This is a genomic window from Bacillus rhizoplanae (genome assembly GCF_917563915.1).
In the GTDB taxonomy this organism is placed as follows: Bacteria; Bacillota; Bacilli; order Bacillales; family Bacillaceae_G; genus Bacillus_A; species Bacillus_A rhizoplanae.
The window spans coordinates 1-24218 of sequence record NZ_CAKJTI010000042.1 but is presented as its reverse complement, the minus strand read 5'-3'; the positions used below and the strand labels follow the sequence as shown (position 1 = coordinate 24218).

At 35.0% G+C, this 24218-nt stretch carries 19 protein-coding genes, 2 pseudogenes and 1 riboswitch; of the genes and pseudogenes, 10 read left to right on the top strand and 11 right to left on the bottom strand.

From position 1 onward, the window contains the following. The first annotated feature begins 334 nt into the window (after positions 1-334). Positions 335-455: riboswitch (glycine riboswitch) on the top strand. Positions 456-563: 108 nt separating this feature from the next. The 4 genes from LRP84_RS20700 to LRP84_RS20685 all read left to right on the top strand — a co-directional run bounded on the left by LRP84_RS20700 (position 564) and on the right by LRP84_RS20685 (position 6587). Continuing rightward, on the top strand, positions 564-1931 hold the full coding sequence (locus LRP84_RS20700) for an alanine/glycine:cation symporter family protein (RefSeq protein WP_230576820.1): 1368 nt from the start codon (positions 564-566) through the stop codon (positions 1929-1931). A gap of 250 nt (positions 1932-2181) precedes the next feature. Next, positions 2182-3144: an AAA family ATPase gene (locus tag LRP84_RS20695; RefSeq protein ID WP_230576819.1), complete on the top strand. Its 963-nt coding sequence runs from the start codon at positions 2182-2184 to the stop codon at positions 3142-3144. Further along, positions 3144-4349 (top strand): DUF58 domain-containing protein, encoded by a 1206-nt coding sequence (locus tag LRP84_RS20690; protein ID WP_230576818.1) that lies wholly within the window; start codon positions 3144-3146, stop codon positions 4347-4349. Before LRP84_RS20695 ends, LRP84_RS20690 begins: the two co-directional genes overlap by 1 nt. Before the next feature lie 9 nt (positions 4350-4358). Beyond that, complete coding sequence (locus LRP84_RS20685; RefSeq protein ID WP_230576821.1) at positions 4359-6587, top strand: transglutaminase TgpA family protein; 2229 nt, start codon at positions 4359-4361, stop codon at positions 6585-6587. A 992-nt stretch (positions 6588-7579) separates the two neighbouring features. On the opposite strand, the gene LRP84_RS20680 is transcribed toward LRP84_RS20685, so the two are convergent. After that, complete coding sequence (locus tag LRP84_RS20680) at positions 7580-8542, bottom strand: hypothetical protein (protein ID WP_230576817.1); 963 nt, start codon at positions 8540-8542, stop codon at positions 7580-7582. A 504-nt stretch (positions 8543-9046) separates the two neighbouring features. Continuing rightward, complete coding sequence (locus LRP84_RS20675) at positions 9047-9361, bottom strand: DUF3892 domain-containing protein (protein ID WP_141525056.1); 315 nt, start codon at positions 9359-9361, stop codon at positions 9047-9049. A gap of 446 nt (positions 9362-9807) precedes the next feature. Here LRP84_RS20675 and LRP84_RS20670 point away from each other — a divergent pair, with 446 nt between their 5' ends. The 3 genes and pseudogenes from LRP84_RS20670 to LRP84_RS20660 form a co-directional block, all read left to right on the top strand. Beyond that, a complete protein-coding gene (locus tag LRP84_RS20670) occupies positions 9808-10185 on the top strand; it encodes a hotdog family protein (protein ID WP_230576816.1) in 378 nt (125 codons plus the stop codon). 137 nt (positions 10186-10322) lie between these two features. Then, entirely contained in the window at positions 10323-10898 is a 576-nt protein-coding gene (locus LRP84_RS20665; protein WP_230576815.1) for a LysE family translocator, read from the top strand. Between the two features lie 21 nt (positions 10899-10919). Beyond that, positions 10920-11198: pseudogene (locus LRP84_RS20660) on the top strand (AraC family ligand binding domain-containing protein); the annotation flags it as partial. Between the two features lie 705 nt (positions 11199-11903). On the opposite strand, the gene LRP84_RS20655 reads toward LRP84_RS20660, so the two are convergent. Then, complete coding sequence (locus LRP84_RS20655) at positions 11904-14315, bottom strand: PAS domain S-box protein (RefSeq protein ID WP_230576814.1); 2412 nt, start codon at positions 14313-14315, stop codon at positions 11904-11906. Positions 14316-14540: 225 nt separating this feature from the next. Further along, positions 14541-14623, bottom strand: a pseudogene (locus tag LRP84_RS22690) (DDE-type integrase/transposase/recombinase); the annotation flags it as partial. A 282-nt stretch (positions 14624-14905) separates the two neighbouring features. Here LRP84_RS22690 and LRP84_RS20645 point away from each other — a divergent pair. Further along, positions 14906-15613, top strand: a complete 708-nt coding sequence (locus LRP84_RS20645; protein WP_230576813.1) for a YjjG family noncanonical pyrimidine nucleotidase — start codon at positions 14906-14908, stop codon at positions 15611-15613. Between the two features lie 92 nt (positions 15614-15705). Here the strand turns inward: LRP84_RS20645 and LRP84_RS20640 are convergent, their stop codons facing one another. Next, complete coding sequence (locus LRP84_RS20640) at positions 15706-17049, bottom strand: aminotransferase-like domain-containing protein (RefSeq protein WP_230576812.1); 1344 nt, start codon at positions 17047-17049, stop codon at positions 15706-15708. Positions 17050-17174: 125 nt separating this feature from the next. Between LRP84_RS20640 and LRP84_RS20635 the strand changes: the two genes are divergently transcribed. Further along, complete coding sequence (locus LRP84_RS20635; protein ID WP_230576811.1) at positions 17175-18107, top strand: DMT family transporter; 933 nt, start codon at positions 17175-17177, stop codon at positions 18105-18107. A gap of 624 nt (positions 18108-18731) precedes the next feature. Here LRP84_RS20635 and phaC read toward each other — a convergent pair. The 4 genes from phaC to LRP84_RS20615 form a co-directional block, all read right to left on the bottom strand. Next, positions 18732-19820 carry a class III poly(R)-hydroxyalkanoic acid synthase subunit PhaC gene (phaC, locus tag LRP84_RS20630; protein ID WP_230576810.1) on the bottom strand — a complete coding sequence of 363 codons (1089 nt, stop codon included), beginning with the start codon at positions 19818-19820 and terminating at the stop codon, positions 18732-18734. A gap of 64 nt (positions 19821-19884) precedes the next feature. After that, positions 19885-20304 carry a DUF1664 domain-containing protein gene (locus tag LRP84_RS20625; protein ID WP_230576809.1) on the bottom strand — a complete coding sequence of 140 codons (420 nt, stop codon included), beginning with the start codon at positions 20302-20304 and terminating at the stop codon, positions 19885-19887. A 116-nt stretch (positions 20305-20420) separates the two neighbouring features. Further along, a complete protein-coding gene (locus LRP84_RS20620) occupies positions 20421-21203 on the bottom strand; it encodes an SDR family NAD(P)-dependent oxidoreductase (RefSeq protein WP_230576808.1) in 783 nt (260 codons plus the stop codon). Between the two features lie 61 nt (positions 21204-21264). Then, on the bottom strand, positions 21265-21504 hold the full coding sequence (locus LRP84_RS20615; RefSeq protein WP_230576807.1) for a hypothetical protein: 240 nt from the start codon (positions 21502-21504) through the stop codon (positions 21265-21267). 145 nt (positions 21505-21649) lie between these two features. Here LRP84_RS20615 and LRP84_RS20610 point away from each other — a divergent pair, with 145 nt between their 5' ends. Beyond that, complete coding sequence (locus tag LRP84_RS20610) at positions 21650-22555, top strand: LysR family transcriptional regulator (protein ID WP_230576806.1); 906 nt, start codon at positions 21650-21652, stop codon at positions 22553-22555. Between the two features lie 69 nt (positions 22556-22624). Here the strand turns inward: LRP84_RS20610 and LRP84_RS20605 are convergent, their stop codons facing one another. Both LRP84_RS20605 and LRP84_RS20600 read right to left on the bottom strand, forming a co-directional pair. Next, positions 22625-23101: a 2,4'-dihydroxyacetophenone dioxygenase family protein gene (locus LRP84_RS20605; RefSeq protein ID WP_230576805.1), complete on the bottom strand. Its 477-nt coding sequence runs from the start codon at positions 23099-23101 to the stop codon at positions 22625-22627. A 208-nt stretch (positions 23102-23309) separates the two neighbouring features. Further along, complete coding sequence (locus tag LRP84_RS20600) at positions 23310-24098, bottom strand: SDR family NAD(P)-dependent oxidoreductase (RefSeq protein WP_230576804.1); 789 nt, start codon at positions 24096-24098, stop codon at positions 23310-23312. Positions 24099-24218 lie beyond the last annotated feature (120 nt).

Sequence of the window (24218 nt, the reverse complement as noted above, 5' to 3'; positions counted from 1 at the left end):
AAGATAAAGTCTAATAGTAGAATGAAGATTTATAATTTAACGCAGGAAAATCATAATGAGGTACTTACTAAAGTAACGTATGAATTATTAAAGACAAACATTTTTTCAACCTAAATTCCTAGTGTAAAATAACCGATATATAGATATTAATTATTAATCTATATATTTTTAATTCTTGACTTACAATATTAATCATGATTATATTAACTCATATTAATTTCATAGCATTCGGATGAACCATACAGGAGAAGATCTTTTGATCTACCGATGGGGCAAAAAGCTGGTCGGACAGCTTTGAAACTCTCAGGTCTTGTGTTCAAGTAGAACTGTATGGGGACGAATCTCTGGAGAGACTCCCTCCTATTGCATAGTCAAAAGGAGGAAACAGAGCACCGAAGGAGCAAATCTGCTATTACAGCGGATAATCTCTCAGGTAAAAGGACAGAGACAAGCAACAGAAAATACCGATTCCCGAATCGGTTTATTTTTCTATTCCTTGTATCTCCAGAGACCATTTCGTTTACATGAAATGGTTTTTTTATTTTTTCTAAAGGAGAATAAAGATGGAAACAGTAAATCAAGTATTAGAAGTAATCAATCATTACGTATGGGGACTACCTACACTGTTACTGCTTGTTGGAACAGGAATCCTCCTTACAGTACGCCTACGAGGCTTACAATTTGTTAAACTATTATATGCACATAAGCTAGCATTCGGAAAATCAGAGGACAAGTCTTCCAAAGGAGACATTAGTCATTTCCAAGCGTTGATGACCGCCATGTCAGCTACTATTGGTATGGGAAATATCGCTGGCGTTGCAACAGCAGTATCTATCGGAGGACCTGGCGCAATATTTTGGATGTGGATTACTGCCTTGTTTGGAATGGCAACAAAATATTCAGAAGCTATTCTTGCGGTAAAATATCGCATTCATGGGGCTAACGGTGAATACTCGGGTGGCCCCATGTATTACTTAGAACGTGGGTTAGGAAAGAAATGGCTCGCTATATTGTTTGCCATTTTTGGAATAACAGCTTCATTTGGAATCGGAAATATGGTGCAGTCTAACTCTGTTGCTCAGGCCATGAAAATTAATTTTTCTGTATCGCCTGTCGTGACTGGAATCGTAATGGCTCTTTTCATCGCAATGGTTATCTTAGGCGGAGTTAAAAAAATAGGAAAAGTGACAGGTTATTTCGTTCCAATTAAAGCTTTCTTTTATATACTTGCTGGACTTATTATTATTTTTTATCATATAGATCAAATTCCAGAGGCATTTCAGCTCATCTTTTCGGGTGCTTTTAATGGTACCGCAGCTGCTGGAGGTTTTGCCGGAGCAACAGTTGCTTCAGCTATTCAAATTGGGATGGCACGAGGTGTATTTGCAAACGAAGCTGGACTTGGAAGTGCCCCCATTGCGGCCGCTGCTGCAAAGACTGATTCCCCCGCTAAGCAAGCACTCGTATCTATGACGGGAACGTTCCTTGATACATTTGTCGTATGTACAATTACTGGTTTAGTACTTATTACAACAGGTGCTTGGAATTCTGGTAAAACGGGTGTTGAAGCAACGACGTTCGCATTCCAATCTGTATTCGGAAACGCCGGAAGTATGATTCTTGGCATTGCAATTATTTTATTTGCTTACTCAACAATGTTAGGCTGGTCATATTATGGTGAAAAATGTGTTGAATATCTATTTGGCTATAATGCCGTTCGATACTACCGTCTCATTTTTGTTGGTATGGTCGCGTTTGGAGCAAATTTAAAACTAGGACTTGTTTGGACATTTTCCGATATTGCAAACGGACTAATGGCAATCCCGAACTTAATTGGTCTTATTGGATTAAGTGGGATCGTTGTTACAGAAACAAAGCTCTTTTTACAAGCAGAAAAATCGAATAATTCTAACAATCGGATTGCAAGTTAATCTAATTGAAAAGGATGTATAGTGTTTATTTATTCACTATACATCCTTTTCTTATTGGACCATACTTCATGTGCATGTCATCTAGAAACGACACAAAATATTTTATAAAAATGTAGAGTAGGATTTTCCTAGAAGGTATAGAAGTTATAAAGTAATTAAAAGGGACAATAACCTCTTAGATTAATTCCACTGTAACATAACCAAAGACTCAATTCTTAGTTACATAGATCATAAAATTAGGAGGCGTACGATGACACAGCTTGATTCATTACATCCAATTGTAGAAAAGATAATCAACAATATCGAAAAAGTGATGATCGGAAAACGAAAAGAAACCATTCTTACCTTGACAGCTCTTTTAGCTAAAGGTCATGTACTATTAGAAGATGTTCCAGGTGTCGGAAAAACAATGCTGGTACGCACCCTTGCTAAATCAATCGATGCCGATTACAAACGAATTCAATTTACACCTGATTTACTACCGTCAGATGTAACAGGTGTTTCTATTTATAATCCGAAAGAGCTGCAATTTGAGTTCAAACCAGGACCAATTATGGGAAATTTCGTACTTGCTGATGAAATTAACCGTACATCACCGAAGACACAATCCGCCTTACTTGAAAGTATGGAGGAAGGCAATATTACAATAGATGGTATAACCCACCCGTTACCAAATCCATTTTTTGTAATGGCCACACAAAACCCAGTCGAATACGAAGGAACATACCCTTTACCGGAAGCCCAGCTTGACCGTTTCTTATTAAAACTAAAAATGGGTTATCCTACAGCAGAAGAAGAATTTGAAATTTTAAACCGTATGGAAAAAACAAATCCACTCTCCCATTTACAGGCTATTATTACAAAAGAAGAATTGCTGAAATTACAGCAAAGTGCACAAGAAATATATATAGAAAAAGCAATCAAGCATTACATCGTAAAACTCGTCAATCAAACTCGGTATTATAGCTCTATACAGTTAGGAGCAAGTCCACGAGGTTCCATCGCTTTAATGAAGGCTTCACAGGCTTATGCGTTCATCCACAACAGGAATTATGTTATTCCGGATGATGTTAAACTTTTGGCCCCGTATGTTTTAGCTCATAGACTCATTCTAAAAATGGAAGCGAAATTTGAAGGAATAACAGGAGAAAAAGTCATCGCAAAAATTGTCGCACGAACTCCAGTGCCGACTCAAAGGACGATAAATCCTTGATGAAGCAGCTACTACGAGCAGTTTATAACATTGGAAAGTTATTGCTAATTCCTTTATTCCTTGTCTTAACACTTTTATATGCCATGATACACGGAGGATTTGTAAGCTGGTTTTTATTTTATAGCACTCTCCCTTTTGGCTTCTATTCAATGCTGCTTCCCTTTTACGTTTTGCGGGATGCTGAAGTAAAACGCATAACAAATCAAAAGGAATACATAGCTGGAGAACAATTTCGAAGCACTATTACAATAGAAAGAAAAATTCCTTTTCCCTTACTTTATTTAATTATAGAAGATGAACTTCCTCCACAATTTAAAAATTGCAAACAAGCAAAGGCTGCCAAAGTAATATTATTTCCAGGATTCAAACGAAATATTTCGTATCAATATGTAATTAACACAATCCCTAGAGGAGAACACACTTTTTCGAGCGTACGTGTAAAAACTGGCGATCTATTCGGTATTATTGAAAAAGATATCATGTTTTCAGTTCCTAATACATTTCTAATCTATCCTCAATATATAAATATAAATTATAAACAATTGGAAAATCATTTCGAACAAGGAGCGCTATCAGCAAACACAAATTTAACAAAAGATTCTACAGTCTCAGTTGGTATCCGGGAGTATAAACCTGGTGATCGCTTTTCATGGATTGATTGGAAAGCAACCGCTCGCAAAAATAATATTATGACGAAAGAATTTGAACAGCAGCGGAGTCAAGATGTCATGATCTTTATGGATAGAACTCCCTCTCCCCTATTCGAGTCGATTGTTACATTTACAGCCTCTCTCGTCAGAGCTATCTTAAAACAGAATTCACCAGCATCATTCGTATCTGTCGGAAAAGAACGGATTGTTTTCCCTTTGCACAACGGAGATACGCAACTGCAACAAATCTTTCGTCATTTAGCAAAGGTGCAAGCAGACAGTATATTCCCGCTCTCTCAAACTGTAGAAATGGAATTAAGAAAAATGTATCAACCAGTAACAGTTATACTGGTGACAAGTGATCTTTCTCCCGATATTCTAAAAGCAGCTGAAGGTTTGGCAATGAAAGATAGAAGGCTGATAGTGTTTGTCGTGAAAGAAAAAGTAAACCAATTCTCAAATCGCGAACTAAGTATATTAGAAGCACTGCAAAAACGAAAAATATTTGTGAAAGCGGCTTATGAGAATCGTTATACAAATGTGTTTTTTGATTGAGGTGAACAAATAATGACACTACATGCAAAAAATCAATGGGATATAAGTAGGTTCCTCATGTATTTATGTGGGTTTCTTATTTTACTAGAATGGTTAAGACCACTTATAGGTGTTACGAATATGGAGAGATTAGATATTTTTGTAGCATTTATAGGAATTTGCTTCTCTCTCTCCTTTTTGCAAACAAAGTGGAAAATTCCAGTAAAAATTGCAGTTATTTTATTCATTATTCATTCCCTATATTATAAAGGTACTTTTATGAATCCATCTTGGATGACAGCATTCTTTTCTGATATTTTCCATAATATCACTCTTATCTTTCAAGCAAATTGGCAAGGTCTTTCTGCAGTTTTTCTTACCTGTCTATTTTTTCTATTGCTCTGGTTTTTCTGTTCTCTCATCTCTTATTGGATGATTCGTCAAAAACATGGACTGTTATTTCTTATATTGACTATTATTTATATCACGACTTTTCATAACTTACACTTATACAACGCAAATCATGCAATTATTCGCACCATTGTCATCGGTTTTTTTATGCTTAGTCTTCTTCATATCGAACAGATAAAAGCGACTGAGCACTTGCAACAATATTCCAAACTGATATCCAAATTACATATACCGCTTGCTATATGTATTGTATTATCCGTAGTCATCGCATATTTTGCTCCGAAGTTTGGCCCTCAATGGTCAAATCCTATCACTTTCTTGAAATTTGATACATTTGCAACAAGTAAGAAAGCCGAAGTTTCAAAAATCGGATACAGTGTAGATGACTCTCAACTAGGTGGCCCTTTTAAGCCAGATAATACAATTGTTTTCACAGCACAAACGCAAAATAGTCAATATTGGAGAGTAGAAACAAAAGACTTTTATACCGGAAAAGGCTGGGAAATTTCTGAGGAACCAAAAAAAAATTCTTTTAAGAATAAAAACAACGTAGTAAAGTGGTATGAATCGAATACAAAAACGAGTACATCCGTAGCAACGGTCAACATGAAAAAAAGTTATCCTCATCTTATTTATCCTGCAGGATTAGTGTCAGTTCAAGCTGTTTCTGATGTATCATTCAGCGTTGATCCGTTTTCAGAAAAAATTTATACGATGAAAGAAGGATCAGTTACCTCTTTACATACGTATAAAGTAACTTATGAGACTCCTCAGTTTTCCATAGATAATTTAAAAGCCGCGAAAACGAATGAAGGTCATGAAACAAGTCCTTACTTCATGGCAAAATATACACAACTTCCCGAATCATTACCGCAACGAGTAAAAGACTTGGCAATACATCTTACAAAAGATAAATTCACTCGATATGATAAAGTATTAGCTATCGAAAGCTACTTCGCAGACAATTCCTTTGTATATGAAACGGAACATGTTGTGGTACCTGCCAAAAACCAAGATTATGTAGATCAATTCGTTTTCGATACGAAAAGCGGATACTGTAATAATTTTTCAACGTCCATGATCGTATTACTTCGTTCTGTTGGCATTCCCGCGCGTTGGGTGAAGGGTTATACCGAAGGCACTCTTGACAATACAATAGTGGATTTAGAGGGTGATAGCATCTATAAAATTACTAATAATGATGCACATTCTTGGGTGGAAGTATATTTTCCAGGATACGGCTGGGTCCCATTCGAACCAACAAAAGGATTCAGCAATCCGTATAACTTTACAAACGACACTCCGGCTTCTACTTCACAAAATAGCGAAGTGATCAATCCTAACAATGAACAAATACAGCAGCGAAATAATGAAGCGAAACTCAAAAATTTAATAGAAAATACCGAAGAAGCCTCTACCAAAAAGATTACGAATTCAAAAAAAGAATTTTCTTGGTGGTACTTATTCCTCTCTATTATATCAATGAGTATAATTAGCTACATTCTCTTTACTACTAGAATGAAGTGGCTTACATTTTTCACAATCCTCTTCTATAAATACCGAAAAGGTGATGCTGTTTATCCCAAAGCTTACGATGCACTTTTAAAACAATTTGCGAGAATAGGTATTCCCCGCAAAGAAAGCCAAACATTACGAGAGTACGCACTTCGTATAGATACACTTTACAACTCGACTGATATGCAACAACTAACTCTCAGTTATGAGAATGCTATGTATCAAAAGGGGCAGTCCACATCGGAATGGAGAAAATCTGTGCAATTATGGGAACAACTCATGAAAAAAGCAGCCTCTCTGCCTAAATCAAATGACTTCGATGCAGTGTTTTAATTTTGATAAAGCAAATGAAAAAAAGACACCTCAACTTGTTCTTTGAGGTGTCTTTTTTTAAGATACGTAGAAATAGATTGTCTTTACCTAAGCATAAAAAATACTATTTTAGCTCTCCTAAATGATTGAATGACAAAAAAACCCCTGTATCTAATCATACTCCGTTACCAAATTATCACAATTAAGTACTTATATTTTCTGAAGTAAGTTCAAAGTTCAACTTATTCGAAGAACGCATATTAAATAGAAAGAATAACATTCCTCCTGCTACAGGCATGACATAAACAGGAATAAGGCTTCATAGAACTCCTGATATTTAGAGCATCGTAATAAAAATAATCACCAATAATAATATTTGCTTAATTTTGCTCATAAAAGTCTACAATTAGGGGTCCCGCCACATGTCCATCAACCTAATATTTTGAAGTACCCCCAAAACAAAGATTTTATCTCACCACAGTTGTCTATGAGAATTCAGCTCATTTTTTTCGTTTTGGAGAACAATTAATTTCTTAATTTAATGGTGATGTGGTGGCACCCTTTTTAATCGGTATATGTTTTGAAGCTAAACTTACAATAGTGGTTATTACAATATTCATAAATGGGGTTCAGCCGAAATACATGTAAAACTAGGTCATAGTTTTACATTTTTTTCAAAAGTGAATTTTAACTGATATTTGTAACATAAACGTTCGTTTTTGTTACGTTTTGTATTTGAAAATATGGAATATCTTAACGGTTGGATTAGTCGTAACAAAATACTGTATCAAAAATAATCCGTAACATTATTGACTTCAAATCTTTTTGTTACAACAAAACATGGATATTGGAAATAAAATACAGACTATGACCCAAAATTACATGTATCTCGGTCGAACCCCAAACAGTGATAAACAGGTTTTTGTCATAGATAACCATGTAAAATCAATCAATACCTGATGTGTGATTTTTCGACGGCCGACCTCTTAGGCGCTGTTACTCAAAGCGGATTCTTATTCCTCGCTGCGCATTGCTCTCCGACGGTCGTGCAGTACCATCAGGATAACCATTCCCATCATCACTCCCAAGACACTACCTAACTCGGTGGTTAGTACATACGCAAGCGGGTACTCCAGAGCAGGTTGTGCATCGGGGCGAGTGGCGGACAAGCGGTTAAAGAGGTTAGAAGAGAACAGCATTCCTGACGAGATCCATGCTGCTGCCATAGGAAGGAAGAACCTCTTCGACCCGCGGCGGGTGGTCAGTACTAACAAACCCCACGCCCCCGCTAAGGCCCACACACCGGTACTCAACGACAATAGGTGCCACCATAAATCGCGGTTATCCAACATAGCTGGATTAATGCCAATAGTTCCACCAACCGCCCAGAATAGCTTAATAAATCCAAGCAGGATACAGCCAGCCACGACAAGCCTAGCCAAGGTGATCTGCAGTTTCTGGCTGTTGCCCGGGAGTAATTCAATGTCGATTGGATTAGCAAATGCCTCTGGCCAACGCGCTTTAGCGTATCCAGCTAAGGCGAAAGGTAGGCAGATGCCGACTCCAACCAGTGAGACTATTACGAAAATCTGCTCATATACCCAAACGTTGGTAGCTCCTGCCTGCTGATCGCGTATCATGGCAGCAGGACCAAGCACAGGTGCCAGCAACAGCATAGGAATAAGTAAACCAGTACCTACCCAGACGGGCAAGGCAACAAACCAGGCGGGCAGTCGCTCACCCCATGTCATGCTAAACGCCAATGCTAACAGGATACCAACTGCAGCTAGAACCATTGTTACTGCGTTTGCAGTGCGCCAACTTGGGTCGCCCATTTGTTCGGTCGGCATGAAGAGACCGAAAGTCCAGGCGATTTTGATTAAAAGATAAGGCATTACCGCTATAGCGGCACCATAACCCCAAAATCTACGCTTCTTCATCAAATGTGAAATTGGCTGCTTTTTCATTATTGTCATGAGGTCACCTCGGCCGCCAGACCAGTGAGTTCGTAAATCTCTACCTCTACAATGAACAGAGCGCTTCCAATTAAACTCTCATTTTTATTTCTATTTATAACTATAAATAAACACCCCTTAAGAATTATAATTTAAACTGTTTTAGTTTTAGTGAATCATAGGACTTTTCACGAAGATAATCATTTCCCCCATTACTCTCACCATCAATACCCTAAAAACTGCTCTGCTCACTTTGGTTTTAACATAATATTCCAATTGGAAATCCCTTATTCTAAAAAATTGACAAAACAAAAAAGATCGCCTTCATTGACGACCTTCTTGTGTCAATTCTTCTTCAACAAACATGCCCCGTTAGTAAAAGAGAGATTGTTCATATTCAACAATCGCGCCCTATAATTGAATAACTGGTAGTTTTCTTACAGCAAGTTTACGAAGACCACAGTAAATTAGTAAAGTAAAGAAGAGAATATCCAAATTAACATTCTCTTCTTTAGATTTACCCGTTTAAAAAGAGGGTAAGTTATCTAAGTTATTTTCTTTAATACCATCAGGTTCACTACGTATAATATCCCTGCCATACTTATGAAATACGTCCACATGAGCTAACTTCCCTGATTTTGCTTCATCAAGAGCAGTAATATAATCTAATTCTCTTCCACTACTTGTTTTAAAAGCAATAATATCATCCTCATCATTTTTACGAACTGCAACAATTTGTTCTACTCCTGAATCGACTTCCTCAACTACTTCCAATTGAGCTTGGTCTTCCCCTTGTTGTAAGTATTCATTATAAATTTTTTGAAAGTCTTTTTTATCCATAAAACCCACCTCCAAAACATTTTATTAGTATGTTCGGAAGCTATTAGTTTTATGTACTATGATCCTTAACAAAATGTATTGTTTTTACAGTTTTTCATGTATCTTTGAAATAAAGTTGCAATGTTTATAAAAAAGGTGCGATATTTAAAAGAAAGTTGCGACGTTTTGAAAAAAGTTTAACCGAAGTGATTTCTAATTTCGGTTTTTCTTATTTAACAAACGGAATACAATAATTGAATTGCGCTACAAAAAAGGAACGTATGTATTGTTGCTTTAAAATAAAGTTTGATATAAAAATATTGGATAAGATGGTTTAAATTTAACATTTCGTATCTTCTTTTATCATGTCTCTGTATAATAAATACGAGAATACTTTGATATTAGTTGACTGTGGATTCCAACAGTAAAATTAAGTAAAACATGAAATGCTTTAAGGAGGGGTATGGATGGAATTGCAGGTAGGCGAAAAAATCACCTTTGAGCGAACATTTACAAAAGAAGATGTTGTCTTATTTACGAAGGTATCAAAGGATGAGGGGGTTCATCATGTCACACCAGATGAACAAGGGCGATTTGTTGTACAAGGACTTTTAACATCAACACTCCCTACGAAAGTTGGCGGTGATTATAATGTGTTGGCTCGTAAGATGGATTTCGAATTCTTACGCCCAGTTTTTAGTGGTGATACGATCCGTTGTGACGTAATTATTGAACAATTTGAATTGGATGAAAAAAATCGTACAAAAATTACTGCAGCGTTTACATGTATGAATCAACTTGAAAAAGAAGTATTAAAAGGAAGTTTCTCAGGCATAATTCTTTAATCATTTATAAAAATATGTAGTATAGCTTTTAACAGGGGTTAAAAATCACAAAAGGTAGATGTGCAATTTTGTACTATAGCTACTTAAACAATAGATGTAATAATTCAATGAGAGAAACTTGTAAAGGAGTTTGTTTCGTGAATATTACATCTTTTTTGATTTACTGTTTTATTATTACGTTTACGCCAGGACCGACAAATATCGTTATTTTATCGACGACGCATCATTATGGCGTAAAAAGCGCTTTAAAATATACCTATGGTTCCACAATTGCACTTTTTATTTTGCTAGCATTATCAGCTTTTTTAAATACGATTCTTGCAACGTGGATTCCGAAAATTCTACTGTTGATGCAAATCGTTGGAACAATTTACATGTTATATCTCGCTTATCAAATTTATAAAGCTGATAATTCCAGTGAGAGTAAAAATACAACTGGGAATTTCACAACAGGTTTTGTCATGCAGTTTTTAAATCCCAAAGTGGTATTATTTACATTAACGGTTATTCCAAGCTTTATATTACCTTACTACGATGCGTTTTTACCGATCTCGTTGAGCGTTTTAGCGATTACCATCATTGGTTTTTGTGCTTTCGTAATGTGGGTATTATTTGGAGCCATATTTAAACAATTTTTACAAAAGCATAAAAAAATCGTCAATGTTATAATGGCTTTGTGTTTAGTATATGCAGCATTAATGATATGGGTATAATTGCTTTACAGGGGTGAAATCATGGAGAAGTTTATTTATAAAAAAGTGGCTGGTATTACAGCATTATCGGCTAGTATGACCGACTTTAAATACAAAAAACATGCTCATCAGGAGTATGCTATTGGTGTTACGCTAAAAAGTATTCAGCATTACTATTTAGATGGAAATTTACAACTTCCTCACCAAAACGGCATCATGATTTTCAACCCCGAACAAATCCATGATGGGATGGCACACAATCAAGAGGGACTTGATTATTTTATGCTTTATATAGAACCATCCTTATTTTTAGAGGCAATTGTTGGTTTGAAATAAAGTTTGATTAAAAACACCTCGTAATCTCTAAAATTTTGATATATAGACAGATTTTATTTTAAATAAAGTTTAATCATAAACATAAGAATAAACCAGTAAATGGCTACCTCAACCAAAATAGATTTTTGTTTTAATTTTCTCCATTCCAGCTGTACCAGTTTATTCAATATTGCCATCCCCATTAATTTGCTTATAAAAATAGTCTTATAATGAACTTGTATGTTTTTGAATTTCTTCTATTCCTATACCTGTCGCCAATACTAATGCTAAAGATTTGAACTTATTCTTCATTAAAATCCCACCTTCCTTCTTATGGATTGGATAAATTTACCATTTATCCATCAGATTAATTACATGTAGCTTTGAAATAAAGTTTGATTAAAAATCAGATAGAATCCTTTAATCGAAAATGAATAAAACGGTGCAACTTTTTTGTAAACGGTACATCTTTTTTATAAACGATACGACTTTATTTCAAAGCTACAGCAATTCATAAAAAAGAAATTCTTCGTTTTGAGACGCCTGTCATATATAACGATTTACTAAAGCAACATATTTTTATGTTTACAGGCTCATTTCTTCATTTTTGGGGTTGTTTTCATATCTTAGCTTGATGGCCATGGGGCGATACCCCATGCCTATCAAGCTAAGATAATTTTGTATCCATTCTAAAATTTAACAACATTTGTTTTATAATTTACAGATAGGAAGAGTAACATCTATCGTTGTTCCTCTATTCACTTCACTTTCAATACATATCTTACCTTGATGCATTTCAATAATTTTGTAACAAATCATTAATCCTAAACCAATCCCCTCTTCTTTAATGCTATAAAAAGGTTCTCCAAGGTATGGTATACGCTCTTGAGGAATCCCACATCCTTGATCAATAAATCGAATATTTATTTGATTATTACTAGCTCTATTAATTTGAATTAAAATTTCTCCTCCCGTTGTCATAGATTCAATTGCATTTTTTAAGATATTAACGAATACTTGTTTTAATTGATTCCCTTCACAAAATATCATTGGAATATTAGACATAACTTCTGTCTTAATTTGTATATTATTCATTATTGCTTGGGGCTCTAGTAGCATTACAACTTGATTCATTAACATACTCAAATCATTAGGCTGAATTTTCACCGCCTGTGGTTTGGCTATTGCCATAAATTCATTCGTAATACTTTCAATTCGATCAATTTCTGATGATACTATATCTATAAAGTGATGATTATTTTCATTTTCCATTGTTTTTAATAATTGCATAAATCCTTTCATTGCAGTTAAAGGATTTTTAATTTCATGAGCTATTGCTGCAGCTAATTGACCTACAACAGCAAGTTTTTCAGATTTTCTTAATAATTCTTCCGTCTTTATTCGTTCGGTAATATCTCGAGAAATACTTAAGAAAACTTCTTTTCCATTCAACTTGAATACACGAATACTAAACTCTGTCACTATTTTCTTTTTTATATTAAAAACATATTCATCTTGCAAAGTAAAAAAATCTTCCCCATCTTTAATTTTTTCTATCATTCTTCTTAAAAGGGGAGAATCTTGAGAAACAAGATTAAAAAATGGAGTACTAAGAATTTCATCTCTACTTAAATTAAACCTTTCACACCCAATCGGGTTTACTTCAATGAATCGATTTGGAATTCGATTTTTATCCAATTCTACTACGTATACCGCATCCGTTGCCTGTTCAAATAGTGCTCGATATTTCAATTCACTTTCTTGCAATTGTTGATATAATTGATGTCGTTCTTTTTCTGCTTGTTTTCTTTCGGAAATGTCCCTACATATTGCAGATAGAGCCACTACATTCCCCCTTAAATCTAGAATAGGTGAAATCGTCATGCTTACATCCATTAGCTCTCCATTTTTCCGTTGTTTAATGGTCTCTAATCTAGTAATTGTAGATTCCCCAGACAGAATATTTCGAATGATTTCTATAGATTCATCTATTAAGAAATCGGGTACACAAGGAAATTTTTTACCTTTAACTTCTTGTAATGACCAACCAAATATCGTCTCAAAAGCTTTATTAACTTGTAAAATATGACCTTCCCGATCGGTTAGGATAATAGCATCTATGTTGTTATTTACAAATGACTCCAGTAATTCTTTGGTCGCTTCTAATTCACATTCCATTTTTTTTCTCTCTGTAATATCAATTGCAGAACCAACAACTTCAATAACTTTTCCATTTCGCTTAATTGGCCTAAGCGCAATTAGAGCAACGGTTTCATTATCTGGCCAAGGAATTTCAAATATAACTTCATTCCCTTCCCATGCTTGTATATAATACTTCAGTAATTGAGGAACTAGATGGGAAGGAATAATGGAAGAATCTATAGTACGTAAACTTTTTCCTACCACTTGTTCAGAATAAAATCCATTTTGATAATAAAATTGTCCATCACACATCGTATGTATAAAGTGCGTATCTACTTTAATAAATTTAAAGATTCCTCCTTGCAGTTCATGAACAGTATCTTTAAGCTCTTTCTTCGATCTTTTTAATTTTTGATTCATTTTAAATAACTCTTCTGTTAAGGAATATAATTTTTGATAAGCTTCCATCAGAAATAGTCCACTTAACAGGCCCATACTTGTAAATAATAAGTTTTGAATGTAAAGCATTTTAGATATTACAGTCGGAATGAAGAATTCGCCTACCAATCGAATCATAGCCATATAACAAAGCAGATAAAGAAAGCTAGCTTTAAACGGATGTAAGCTTTTGAAATATGTTTTAAAAATAGTAAATATAATACCTATTCCTAATAATGCGATGATATACGGTACATAATATCCATCCATATAAATAACACGCATGATAAAAATACTAAGTAACGTAATCCAACCGGCAGTACGCCCAAAGTAAACAAATGATAAAATGAGAGGAACAGCTCGAAGATCATAGTAAAACCCCATGTATTTAAAAGAAAAGACCATCAAAATCACAGCAATGATTGCCCCATATATTTTTTCAATGAACTGGTTGGATTTCATTACAAACACTTTGATGAATATAGTTGAACTAACTAGGAAAGCAAAAATAAAAAGGTTAATAAAAAAGTCTTTAATAAACATATAGTGTTCCTCCTTATATCAAACGAATTCGACAAAAAAGGAGAAAATCCTACAAAAATATTATAGAAATAGAGGAACAGCGTCATCAAGCTAAGACAATTTTTTAACCATAACACGAAAAAAACGCTATTTTTTCTGTATATTTCTACAAAAAGAATAGCGTTTTTTCTCGTTTTTAGAATAGTTGATGACTGAGATTCATTTGATTTTGGATAGATTTCTCCCCTTGGCTAATTTGGTATCTCTCGTTTTACTAAGAAAAAGTCAATGGTATTCCCATCCGAATCAACTGCACGATAGAGGTACATCTATTGACCTATTACTATAAAAGTCATAAAATTTTCGTTTTGGGTGTATTTCAAAATTTTAGCTTGATGGCTATGGGGCGGTACCCCTAATACTACTTTCCCACATCTCAGATTACTTTACATTCAGGTCACTATGTAACACAATAGAAGTAATAAGCAAACTATACCTGTAAGGATAATTAACTTATCCCATTTGCGATCTTGTATCTCAAAAAAATTAGAATCACATCCCTTTCGTCACCGACTTAATATTAGATAAGCAATGAATACATGGGGGTATCTATGAAATACGAAATCATATTGTTCGATGTTGATGATACACTATTCGACTTCAGTATATCGGAAAGAAAGGCACTACATAAAGCTTTTGTAGAGTTTGGATTGCCTACGGGATTGGCGGATTATGAAGCTAAATACAAAGAGATTAGCAATGTATTGTGGAGAGATTTGGAACAAGGGCTTACTACTTTGCCAGAATTGGGAGTAGAGAGATTTAGGAGGTTATTCCTTGCGCATGAGCTTGAAATCAATGCAGATACGTTTAGCAGTGTTTATCTTAGATATTTGGGAATGGAAACATACCTTGTACAAGGAGCCGTAGAATTATGCGACAATCTTAGTGGTTGCCGGCTGGCCATTATAACAAATGGCTTTACAGATGTGCAGACATCAAGAATTGGGAGCTCTCCTCTCTGTAATACGTTTGAGCGTATTATTATTTCTGAAGAAACCGGATTCCAGAAACCCCAAAAAGGTATTTTCGATTATGCGTTTTCCAAGCTACATATTACAGACAAAGCTAAAGTATTGATTGTAGGCGATTCTTTGACTTCCGATATTCAGGGAGGCATAAATTACGGGATTGACACTTGCTGGTTCAATCCGCATCTTAAAGAAAACCATTTAGGAATTAAGCCGACTTATGAAATTCGTAAGCTAACGGATCTTATAGAGATAATAAAGTCGTTTAATTTTGATATTAAAAAATAAGAGCCATACTACACTTTATATGTAGTATGGCTTTTATATTTGGATTTCCTTAACGTTATAAATGCTACAAATCTGTTTCCTTAATGAACAATCTATATACGTTTCATTTCATCGATAATCTTACATATCCCCTCTTCAATCATTTCTTCCTTTACGTTTGATACGTTTAATTTCAATATTTTTTCTTTCGAAATAAAAGATAAATAATTTTTATCAATCGAATCTAGTAATACATTATTTTTTAGTAACTTTCGAATAAGTGGCTGAACGATAACTTTCTTATCTAGCGTAATGTGTGTATGGACACACGGAAAATTTGCATCGTAGTATTGAAATAACTGTTTGTTCGTACTACTCCATTCTTTCAAAGAAGCAGCTAACTTCTTGGATCTTCCATAGTAGGAAGCGCGAATTTTTTGTTTATGTCGATCAAACATCCCGCTTTTTATGTAAACTTCTAAAGCTGCTTGGGAAATCATAGAACTATCAATATCTAGTAATTTTTTATATGTAAAGAAAATTTCCGTTAAACAGTTAGGTATGACTGCAACACCAACTCGGAGTCCAGGAAAAATAATTTTGGAGTAACTCTTCAAATAAATAACATGAGAGGAATCATCATAACTATACATCGGATCCGCTTTAGCATCTCTTTCTAAATCCGCTAAATAATCATCTTCCACGATAAACACATCATATTTCTTCGCTAAACGGACAACAGCTTCCTTTTCTTTCTTAGAATACGATGTACCTAACGGATTATGAAACCGCGGCATTGTATAAAAAAATTTAATATCTTCTGTTTGAAATATACGTTCTAATTCGTTTAAATTTATCCCTTCCACTGTTCGTTCAATTCCCCTAAGAGGGATGTTGTGCGTTTCTAAATACTCGATAAATAAATGATAACTCGGTTGTTCAATTAAAATCGTTTTCTTCTTATTTGGAAACGGGATAGAAGTTAACAAAGATAGCGCTTGCTGCACGCCAGATGTAATAAAAATATTCTCTTCATTCGAAAACACTTGATAGTTTGTTAATTGCCTTTGAACAACCCGAATTAACGAAGGCAACCCTTTCGGAGTCCCATATATAAATAGATCATTTTTGTATGTATCAATTGCTTTATTAATGCAATGCTGAAAGTCTAAATATGGGAAAACATCTGGATCAGGTGCAGATGATGCAAAATCTATCACACTACTATGACTAACATGAGCTTCGTTCGTTTTTTTCACAACATAGTATCCGCTTTTCAAAACGGAGTATATCATATGTCTTTTTTCTAACTCTTGAAGTGCTCGAATAATTGTACTTTTCGTGCATTGATAACGTGTACTTAAAGATCGAATAGAAGGTAATTTATCACCTTCTGTTAATTCCCCATTTTGAATTAACTTTTCTAAATCATTAAAAACGATTAAATATTTATACACGCTTACACCTCTATATATTTTTGTACCGGTACAGATGGTATTTATTTGTATTGTAGCACCCACAAGAAAACATTACCATTTACGTATACTGGCCAGTAAGAAAATTGATAATACGAGGTGTAAATATGACACAAACAAAAAAAGCATACGCCGCAGCCATTCTTTATACATTCATAATTGGTTTTTCATTTATGTTTGTAAAGTTAACTCTTACAGTCACGGGGCCACTTGATACGTTAGCTCATCGATTTACCGTTTCTTTTCTTATCGCATCTATTCCAGTAATATTCGGTTTTATCAAATTAAATATTACATTTAAAAACATGCTTACAATTTTACCAGTAGCAATCCTATATCCAGCTTTATTCTTCACTTTTCAAGCATTTGGATTAGTGTATACATCATCTTCTGAAGCAGGAATTATTCAAGCTACTATTCCTATCTTCACAATGGTATGTGCCTCTTACTTTTTAAAAGAACGGACAACAATTTGGCAAAAGCTTTCGCTTCTTTTATCTGTATCTGGTGTCATCTACATTTTTGCTATGAAAGGATTTGGCTCTCATACTACTAGTTTTACCGGCGTTATACTCATTCTCTTATCAGCATTATCATCAGCTGGTTATAACATCCTAGCACGAAAAATGACAAAACAATTCCGATTAATCGATGTAACGTATATGATGACCGCAATTGGTTTTGTTTTCTTTAATACACTGTCTATCGGAAATCATATTGTTGCTGGAACTATGAATCTATATTTCCAGCCATTTACAAGCCCATTATTTCTAGTTTCAATCTTATATTTAGGAATACTCTCTTCACTATTAACAGCATTTCTATCAAATTATGCTTTATCCATTATGGAAGCATCAAAGATGAGTGTATTCAGCAATGTATCAACTTTAATTACGATGTTCGCTGGTGCAATCTTCTTACAAGAAGATCTTGCATATTACCATATCATCGGGGCAGCCATGATTATTCTCGGTGTATTAGGTACAAACTTTTTAGATGAAAAATTCATGCTAGCGAAGAAGAAGAACGTTAGTATGTAAAAGAAAAGCCTGTTTTCAATCTAATCAAAACAGGCTTTCAACAATAAAGTGGAATCCATTTTGATCAATCTTTTTTTCAAAATGGATTCTTTTTATTTATCTTAAAACACAGGTTTTTAACATTATTCGTAAGCAGAATTCTCTCGGATTTTTTAGATATCAGTAAAGTGTAAATTTGTATTTTCGAAAATTAATTAACCAGATTTTTTAGTAGAAGATCTTGATAAAGAATCCATGAATTGTTTTTTAGTAAAATGGTAAGTTCGGTGAGTATAATAAACTTTTGCAGTAGCAAGATTATCACAAAGGGAACACTTAATTTGAAACGAAGCTTTGCTAACATGGGGGGTTTCTAAAAATAGTAATGTTTCTTTCATGTGTGTAGTACAGACCCACATAATTTCACCCCTTCATTAATATTTTACAGTAACAATTACTCTCAAAGTGAAAAATGAAAAAATCTTTACTTTGTGGAATACACCTTCTTATTAAGAGTATCTAGCCTAAATAAAACACTTACATTATGATTTATGGGCTAAAGGACTGCTTAACTAATAGAATTTAGCTTTTCACAACTTTTTCAAGTTGAGAATACAGACCATCTCATTCGAACATTATTCACTATTAGCTGGACCGTTCTTCCAACCAGTCACCAATCGTTGGATAAGTTATTTTTGTAGCTTTACTTCCGAAAGCAATAGACGTATGCCCAACAGGTAAATTTATATATTGTTTATCTCTACTTGATATGTGATTCATCAATGCTTCTACTTGATGTGGTTGAGCGATAATATCATTTTTACCTGATAGGTTGAGCACATTAGCAGTGATTGCCTCAAGTTTAACCTGACGACCACGAATAACCAGTTCCCCTTTAATCAGCTTGTTGTTTTGATAAAAATCGCTAATCCACTGATGATAAGCTTCACCTGGAAATGGAATGCCGTCGTTTAACCATTTTTGCAAAAGTTTAAAGCTCTTTACGAATCTTTCATCTTCAGCACGATCGAAAAGACTAACATATGGCCCATAAAAGTTTGCCATCGGTTCGAGTAATTTGTTTCCAATGTCAATCATTTCAGGTGGAATATTACCGAGCGTTTGGACCACTTTATCAATATCAAAATACCGCTCATCTAGCATAGCGCCGTATAGACCTGTTTCTTCAAAATCAAAAGGAGTTGTCATAAAAACAATATTGCGAATTGGCAATTCAGGGTGCAGCGCCGCAAATATTGATGTTATAGTACCGCCCATGCAGTAACCAAGCATGGACACCTCATCAGCATTAGATTTTCGCAATACTTTACGAACTGCACGGGGGATGTAGTCCATAATATAATCATCTAATTTCATGTTTTTATCTTCGCGGCCTGGTGTACCCCAGTCAAGGAGATAGACATCAAAGTTACGATTAACTAAATATTCTACTAAACTGCTACCCTTTGTTAAATCCATAATATAGGGTTTATTAATCAGTGCATAAATCAATAAAATTGGAATTTTATGTTTTTTTGGTTGATCAGAAACATATCGATAGAGCTTCGTTTTATTCCTAGTCCAAATAACTTCCTTCGGTGTTGGACCTACTTTTGGCTCGGCATCCATTGTTAACACTTGAGTTGCACTTTTTACACGTCTATACATCTGTTGATACTCCTCAGGTATCATTTCGATAAACTTTTCGTGTTCTTTTGTCATAAGAACGCTCATGACTTCACCCCTTACATAATTAATGATTAATAATAGACTAATGGATTTGTTTTTTCTGTATCACTTATACAGTACCTTTTGTAGTCATATCATTTGGTGATTTTAATAAGGTTATGATTTGATTAAGTTTAGTATCAAGGCTCTTCATATCCTTTTTTAAGTTTGCCATTTCACGTTGCAATTCCACTGAATCCCCTTGATTATCCTTAGTTTCTTGTACAAATTCTTCTAAATCATCCACCTTTGCATCTATATTGACAATCTGAGAGGAAATATGTGCAAGGTCATCTCGTGATGGTAGATTAACAAATTCATAATAACGTTCTGTTGTTTCATTCATCATTTTTTTGAATTGAAGGTTCATCTCCAACAACTGTCCTATCCCTTGAGCAGGAAATTCTTTAGTCACTTGCTCATCCAAAAAGTTACTGTACCGGGAATAATAATCTTTCCAAATTTCATAAAAGTTAAAGTTTTGGGTCATTTTTTCTCCTCCTATGTATTCATTTAAATGTTTTTCAGCTTCATGCAGCTTCTTTCTGTCGTTACATATGCATAATATTTTCCGTAAATCGTAAATGATGGGAGTTTTATGTTTATTTACACTTTTTGCTCGAGAAGTTTTCGGGTATAGATGGTTACCCATTTCCTTGGCAGCAGTCCCACAGATTTAGCCATGAGTTTATTTTTAAAGCCCGGGATGATTACCCTTTTATTCTTCATTAACCCTTCAAAGCCGCACTTGGCAACCATTTGCGGATCCAACATGTTCTTATTAAATACTTTCGTGCCTGCTCCGGCGAATTGCTGCGTGAGCGGTGTTTTGGTGAAGCCTGGACATAATACGGAAACTTGAACCCCGGTTCCTTTCAGTTCTTCCGCAATCGCTTCCGAAAAGGATAAGACGTACGATTTGCTTGCTCCATACATCGACATCCGTGGAACTGGCTGAAAGGCCGCTAGTGAAGCCACGTTTAAAATTTTCCCTTGCTTTCGTTTCACCATGTCATCCGTAAAAAGTCTAGTTAAATACGTAAGCGAGATCATATTGAGCTGCAGATATTCCATTTCTTTCTGAATATCCATTTCCGTCATGAGTCCGAACCCGCCAGCTCCAGCATTATTAATCAAAATATCGATGTCAATTCCCTCGGTTTTCAAGTGTCGATGCAAGCCCTCTACCGTTGTAAAGCTGCTCAAATCGCCGGCAAAAGTATTCACTTGTATGCCATTATCCTTTTTAAAATTCTCGGCTTGTTGTTCCAACAACGTTGCGTCTCTGGCCACTAATACCAAGTTATAGCCATGGCCTGCGAAAATTTTAGCGAATTCCAAACCGATTCCTTTTGTAGCACCTGTAATTAAAACAGTTTCTGTTGACATTCGTCTCCTCCCCATGTATTATTTATCCAGTTGCGAAATAAGAAAGCGCTTTATCCACACCTTAAACGACAGATTCAGAATCTGTTACGCCAATGCTAGGACAAGTGCTCGTCTGCCTAATACTTCGATTTCTTTCACAACCTTCTCGTAAGCCTCTATCCGACGTGAACATACTACAACGTTTGCACCTTCTTCTGCCAACGTAAGCGTCATTAGCCTCCATTAGCTGCCCTAACCCGCTACCACCTTCATTAATTATTTCTGTCTGTCCTGTTAAATCAAACAATTGTTTTGATGACATTCTAAACCCTCCTTTATATCGAGAATATTCTAAAATTTCCAAATATTATTATTGTTTTGATTATACTCATAAATTATAATTAAATAAAATTAAAGATTTTAATTTGTAAGTAAGTATTACTAATATTCAAAAAAGGGGTACGGTCATGAACATTGAACAATTACTATATATTATTGAAGTCTCAAAGTACAGTTCTCTGACTATAGCAGCACAGAATCTTCATGTGACTCAATCCACGATCAGTCAATCCATTACCAGCTTAGAAAAGGAGTTAGGGATTAAAATTCTTAATCGCTCTCGGGGACACGGCGCTGTACCAACCGATGAAGGTAGAATCATTCTAAAACTTGCCTACGGAGTACTGACAAAAATTGAAGAAATAAAAGAGACGGCCAACTTTTTCAATTCAGTGGAAGTGGGGGAACTAAGATTATCTTCTTTACCCGGATTGACGACGTTTCTGGTAAAAGCTATAGCCGCTTTTGGACATGAATATCCACACGTAAATGTGGAGGTGTCCGAAAAAAGTGGATCTGCTGTGATTGAAGATATTCGACAGCATAAGACCGACATCGGACTGATTACATATTCAGCAGATTTGAACATAAACATGGAAGGAATAGCTTTTGAAACACTATTTGAAGGGAAACAGAAAGTATATGTTTCTAAGCATTCTCCCTTAGCGTTTCTTGGTACCATAACTCCGCATGATATACTTGATCAAACTCTCGTCACATATAACGGTGAATTTATGCAGTATTTTGTTCAAGATTTCTTTAACAAATATAAGCCCTTAAAAATCCTATTTACATCAAATAATATGGACGGGGTTCTTCAAGCCATCATTGAAAGTTTGGCTATTACATTTGCTCCTGATTTCGTAATGAAAAATTATCCCCCTGTCATCAATGGTGATATCATTGCGGTTGATTTGATGAATCATAGGACTGTAAATATTTCATTAGGTTTGGTTCGATCAGAGAATAAACATTTATCCACTTTTGCCAACAAATATATTCATTATCTAAAATCCAAAATTATTAAGAATTAAGAAAGAAAAAAGAGAAGCATCTTCGTCGCATGTGAACGTCGGGCTTCTCTTTTTTTACGAATCTATCTTTTAAAATTTGGTCACATCTACAGGTTCAATTCCTTCAGCCGCGCAATGGTCATGGTATTTTTTCAGGAATGACTGCCAATTATCTCTGGCAAGAATTTCTCCATTCTCACCTAAATAGTCTAATGTTCCTTCAACAATATTAAGCGTAATAACTTCTTCATCCCCTACAGCCTGAGGTGTATGTGAGGAGCCAGCTGGCTCATAAACGACATCACCAGCTTTGGAAATCCAAGGATCCTCAAGATACCTCCAAGAACCTTGGACGGTATAAACAATGACCGTACCAGGATGAAAATGAGCAGGAAGCTGCATAGCCGCAGGAACTTTTAATAGCGTAACCGTCTGTCCTGTCACAGGGTTGGCCTTAAGCAATTTAAACTTCGCATCTCCAAAATAAGGAATCCAAGGTAAATCATCTGGACAAATATTATTCGCATGAAATGCCACTACATCTTTTACACTTTTTACGTTACTCACTTATATCCCCTCTTTCAATTTTTTGAAATCCGCATATTGATAACGTTTACATTAGTCGGCTAATTAACTATTGCGAATTTATTATTTTCAGTATATTCATAATTATTAATTAAGTAAAATTATTATTTTTAACTTATAATTAAGTTGTATTAATTTACACCATCAACTTAATATATTCACGAACTAAGTTTAATTATTTGGGTGAAATTTACTTAGCGCCAAGTCCCCCATCAAGAGTCAATATTTGTCCTGTACAATAATCAGAAGCTGATGAAGCAAAATAAAGGACTGCTCCTACTAAATCATTGTCTCTACCTAACCTCCTCACTGGAACTTGGGAAGCGATAATCGGGCCAGCCTTATGTACAAGTGTTCCCGGTATTTCTGGGTTATTCATTCCAGTAGTGAAAACTCCAGGAGCAATGGAATTCACATGCACTCCATGGCGACCCCACTTTACTGCAAGATCCTTCGTTAAAGTCATAACTGCACCCTTACTTGTTGTATATCCTATAGAATCTACAGCTTCTGGGTCAGTACCTTTAAAGCCGATTGAAGAAGAAATGTTAATGATTTTTCCGTATTCGTTGTCTATCATATGTCTTCCTACAGCCTGACACATTAAAAATGTTCCTGTCACATTTGTATCGAGCATAGATTGCCATTGTTTTAAAGGCATATCCGTAGCAGGCGTTTCAAAAACCGTTCCGCTACTGTTGACTAAAATTTCGATTTTCCCAAAATGAGAAACCGCTTTCTCCACACCTTGAACGACAGATTCAGGAACTGTTACATCCAATGATACGGCAAGTGCTTGTCTTCCTAACGCCTCGATTTCTTTCACAACTTCTTCGCAAACCTCTATACGACGTGAACAAACTACTACGTTTGCTCCGGCCTCGGCCAACGCCAGTGCCATTACACGCCCTAACCCACTACCACCTCCGGTAACCATTGCTGTCTGTCCTGCTAAATCAAACAATTGTTTAGATGACATTCTACATTTCCTCCTATATTAAGAATATTCAAAATTTTTAAAACTTATCATGTTATTGATTATACTCATAAATTATAATTAAATAAAATTAAAAATTTTAATGTGTAAGTAAGTATTACT

What these genes read in the sequence shown, in the direction of transcription:
- LRP84_RS20675 (WP_141525056.1), bottom strand. Translation starts at nt 9,361, where the DNA reads ATGGATAAAAAAGACTTTCAAAAAATTTATAATGAATACTTACAACAA.
- LRP84_RS20700 (WP_230576820.1), top strand. Translation starts at nt 564, where the DNA reads ATGGAAACAGTAAATCAAGTATTAGAAGTAATCAATCATTACGTATGG.
- LRP84_RS20635 (WP_230576811.1), top strand. Translation starts at nt 17,175, where the DNA reads ATGACACAAACAAAAAAAGCATACGCCGCAGCCATTCTTTATACATTC.
- LRP84_RS20680 (WP_230576817.1), bottom strand. Translation starts at nt 8,542, where the DNA reads ATGACAATAATGAAAAAGCAGCCAATTTCACATTTGATGAAGAAGCGT.
- LRP84_RS20615 (WP_230576807.1), bottom strand. Translation starts at nt 21,504, where the DNA reads ATGTCATCAAAACAATTGTTTGATTTAACAGGACAGACAGAAATAATT.
- LRP84_RS20690 (WP_230576818.1), top strand. Translation starts at nt 3,144, where the DNA reads ATGAAGCAGCTACTACGAGCAGTTTATAACATTGGAAAGTTATTGCTA.
- LRP84_RS20610 (WP_230576806.1), top strand. Translation starts at nt 21,650, where the DNA reads ATGAACATTGAACAATTACTATATATTATTGAAGTCTCAAAGTACAGT.
- LRP84_RS20695 (WP_230576819.1), top strand. Translation starts at nt 2,182, where the DNA reads ATGACACAGCTTGATTCATTACATCCAATTGTAGAAAAGATAATCAAC.
- LRP84_RS20670 (WP_230576816.1), top strand. Translation starts at nt 9,808, where the DNA reads ATGGAATTGCAGGTAGGCGAAAAAATCACCTTTGAGCGAACATTTACA.
- LRP84_RS20620 (WP_230576808.1), bottom strand. Translation starts at nt 21,203, where the DNA reads ATGTCAACAGAAACTGTTTTAATTACAGGTGCTACAAAAGGAATCGGT.
- LRP84_RS20600 (WP_230576804.1), bottom strand. Translation starts at nt 24,098, where the DNA reads ATGTCATCTAAACAATTGTTTGATTTAGCAGGACAGACAGCAATGGTT.
- LRP84_RS20655 (WP_230576814.1), bottom strand. Translation starts at nt 14,315, where the DNA reads ATGTTTATTAAAGACTTTTTTATTAACCTTTTTATTTTTGCTTTCCTA.
- LRP84_RS20625 (WP_230576809.1), bottom strand. Translation starts at nt 20,304, where the DNA reads ATGACCCAAAACTTTAACTTTTATGAAATTTGGAAAGATTATTATTCC.
- phaC (WP_230576810.1), bottom strand. Translation starts at nt 19,820, where the DNA reads ATGAGCGTTCTTATGACAAAAGAACACGAAAAGTTTATCGAAATGATA.
- LRP84_RS20645 (WP_230576813.1), top strand. Translation starts at nt 14,906, where the DNA reads ATGAAATACGAAATCATATTGTTCGATGTTGATGATACACTATTCGAC.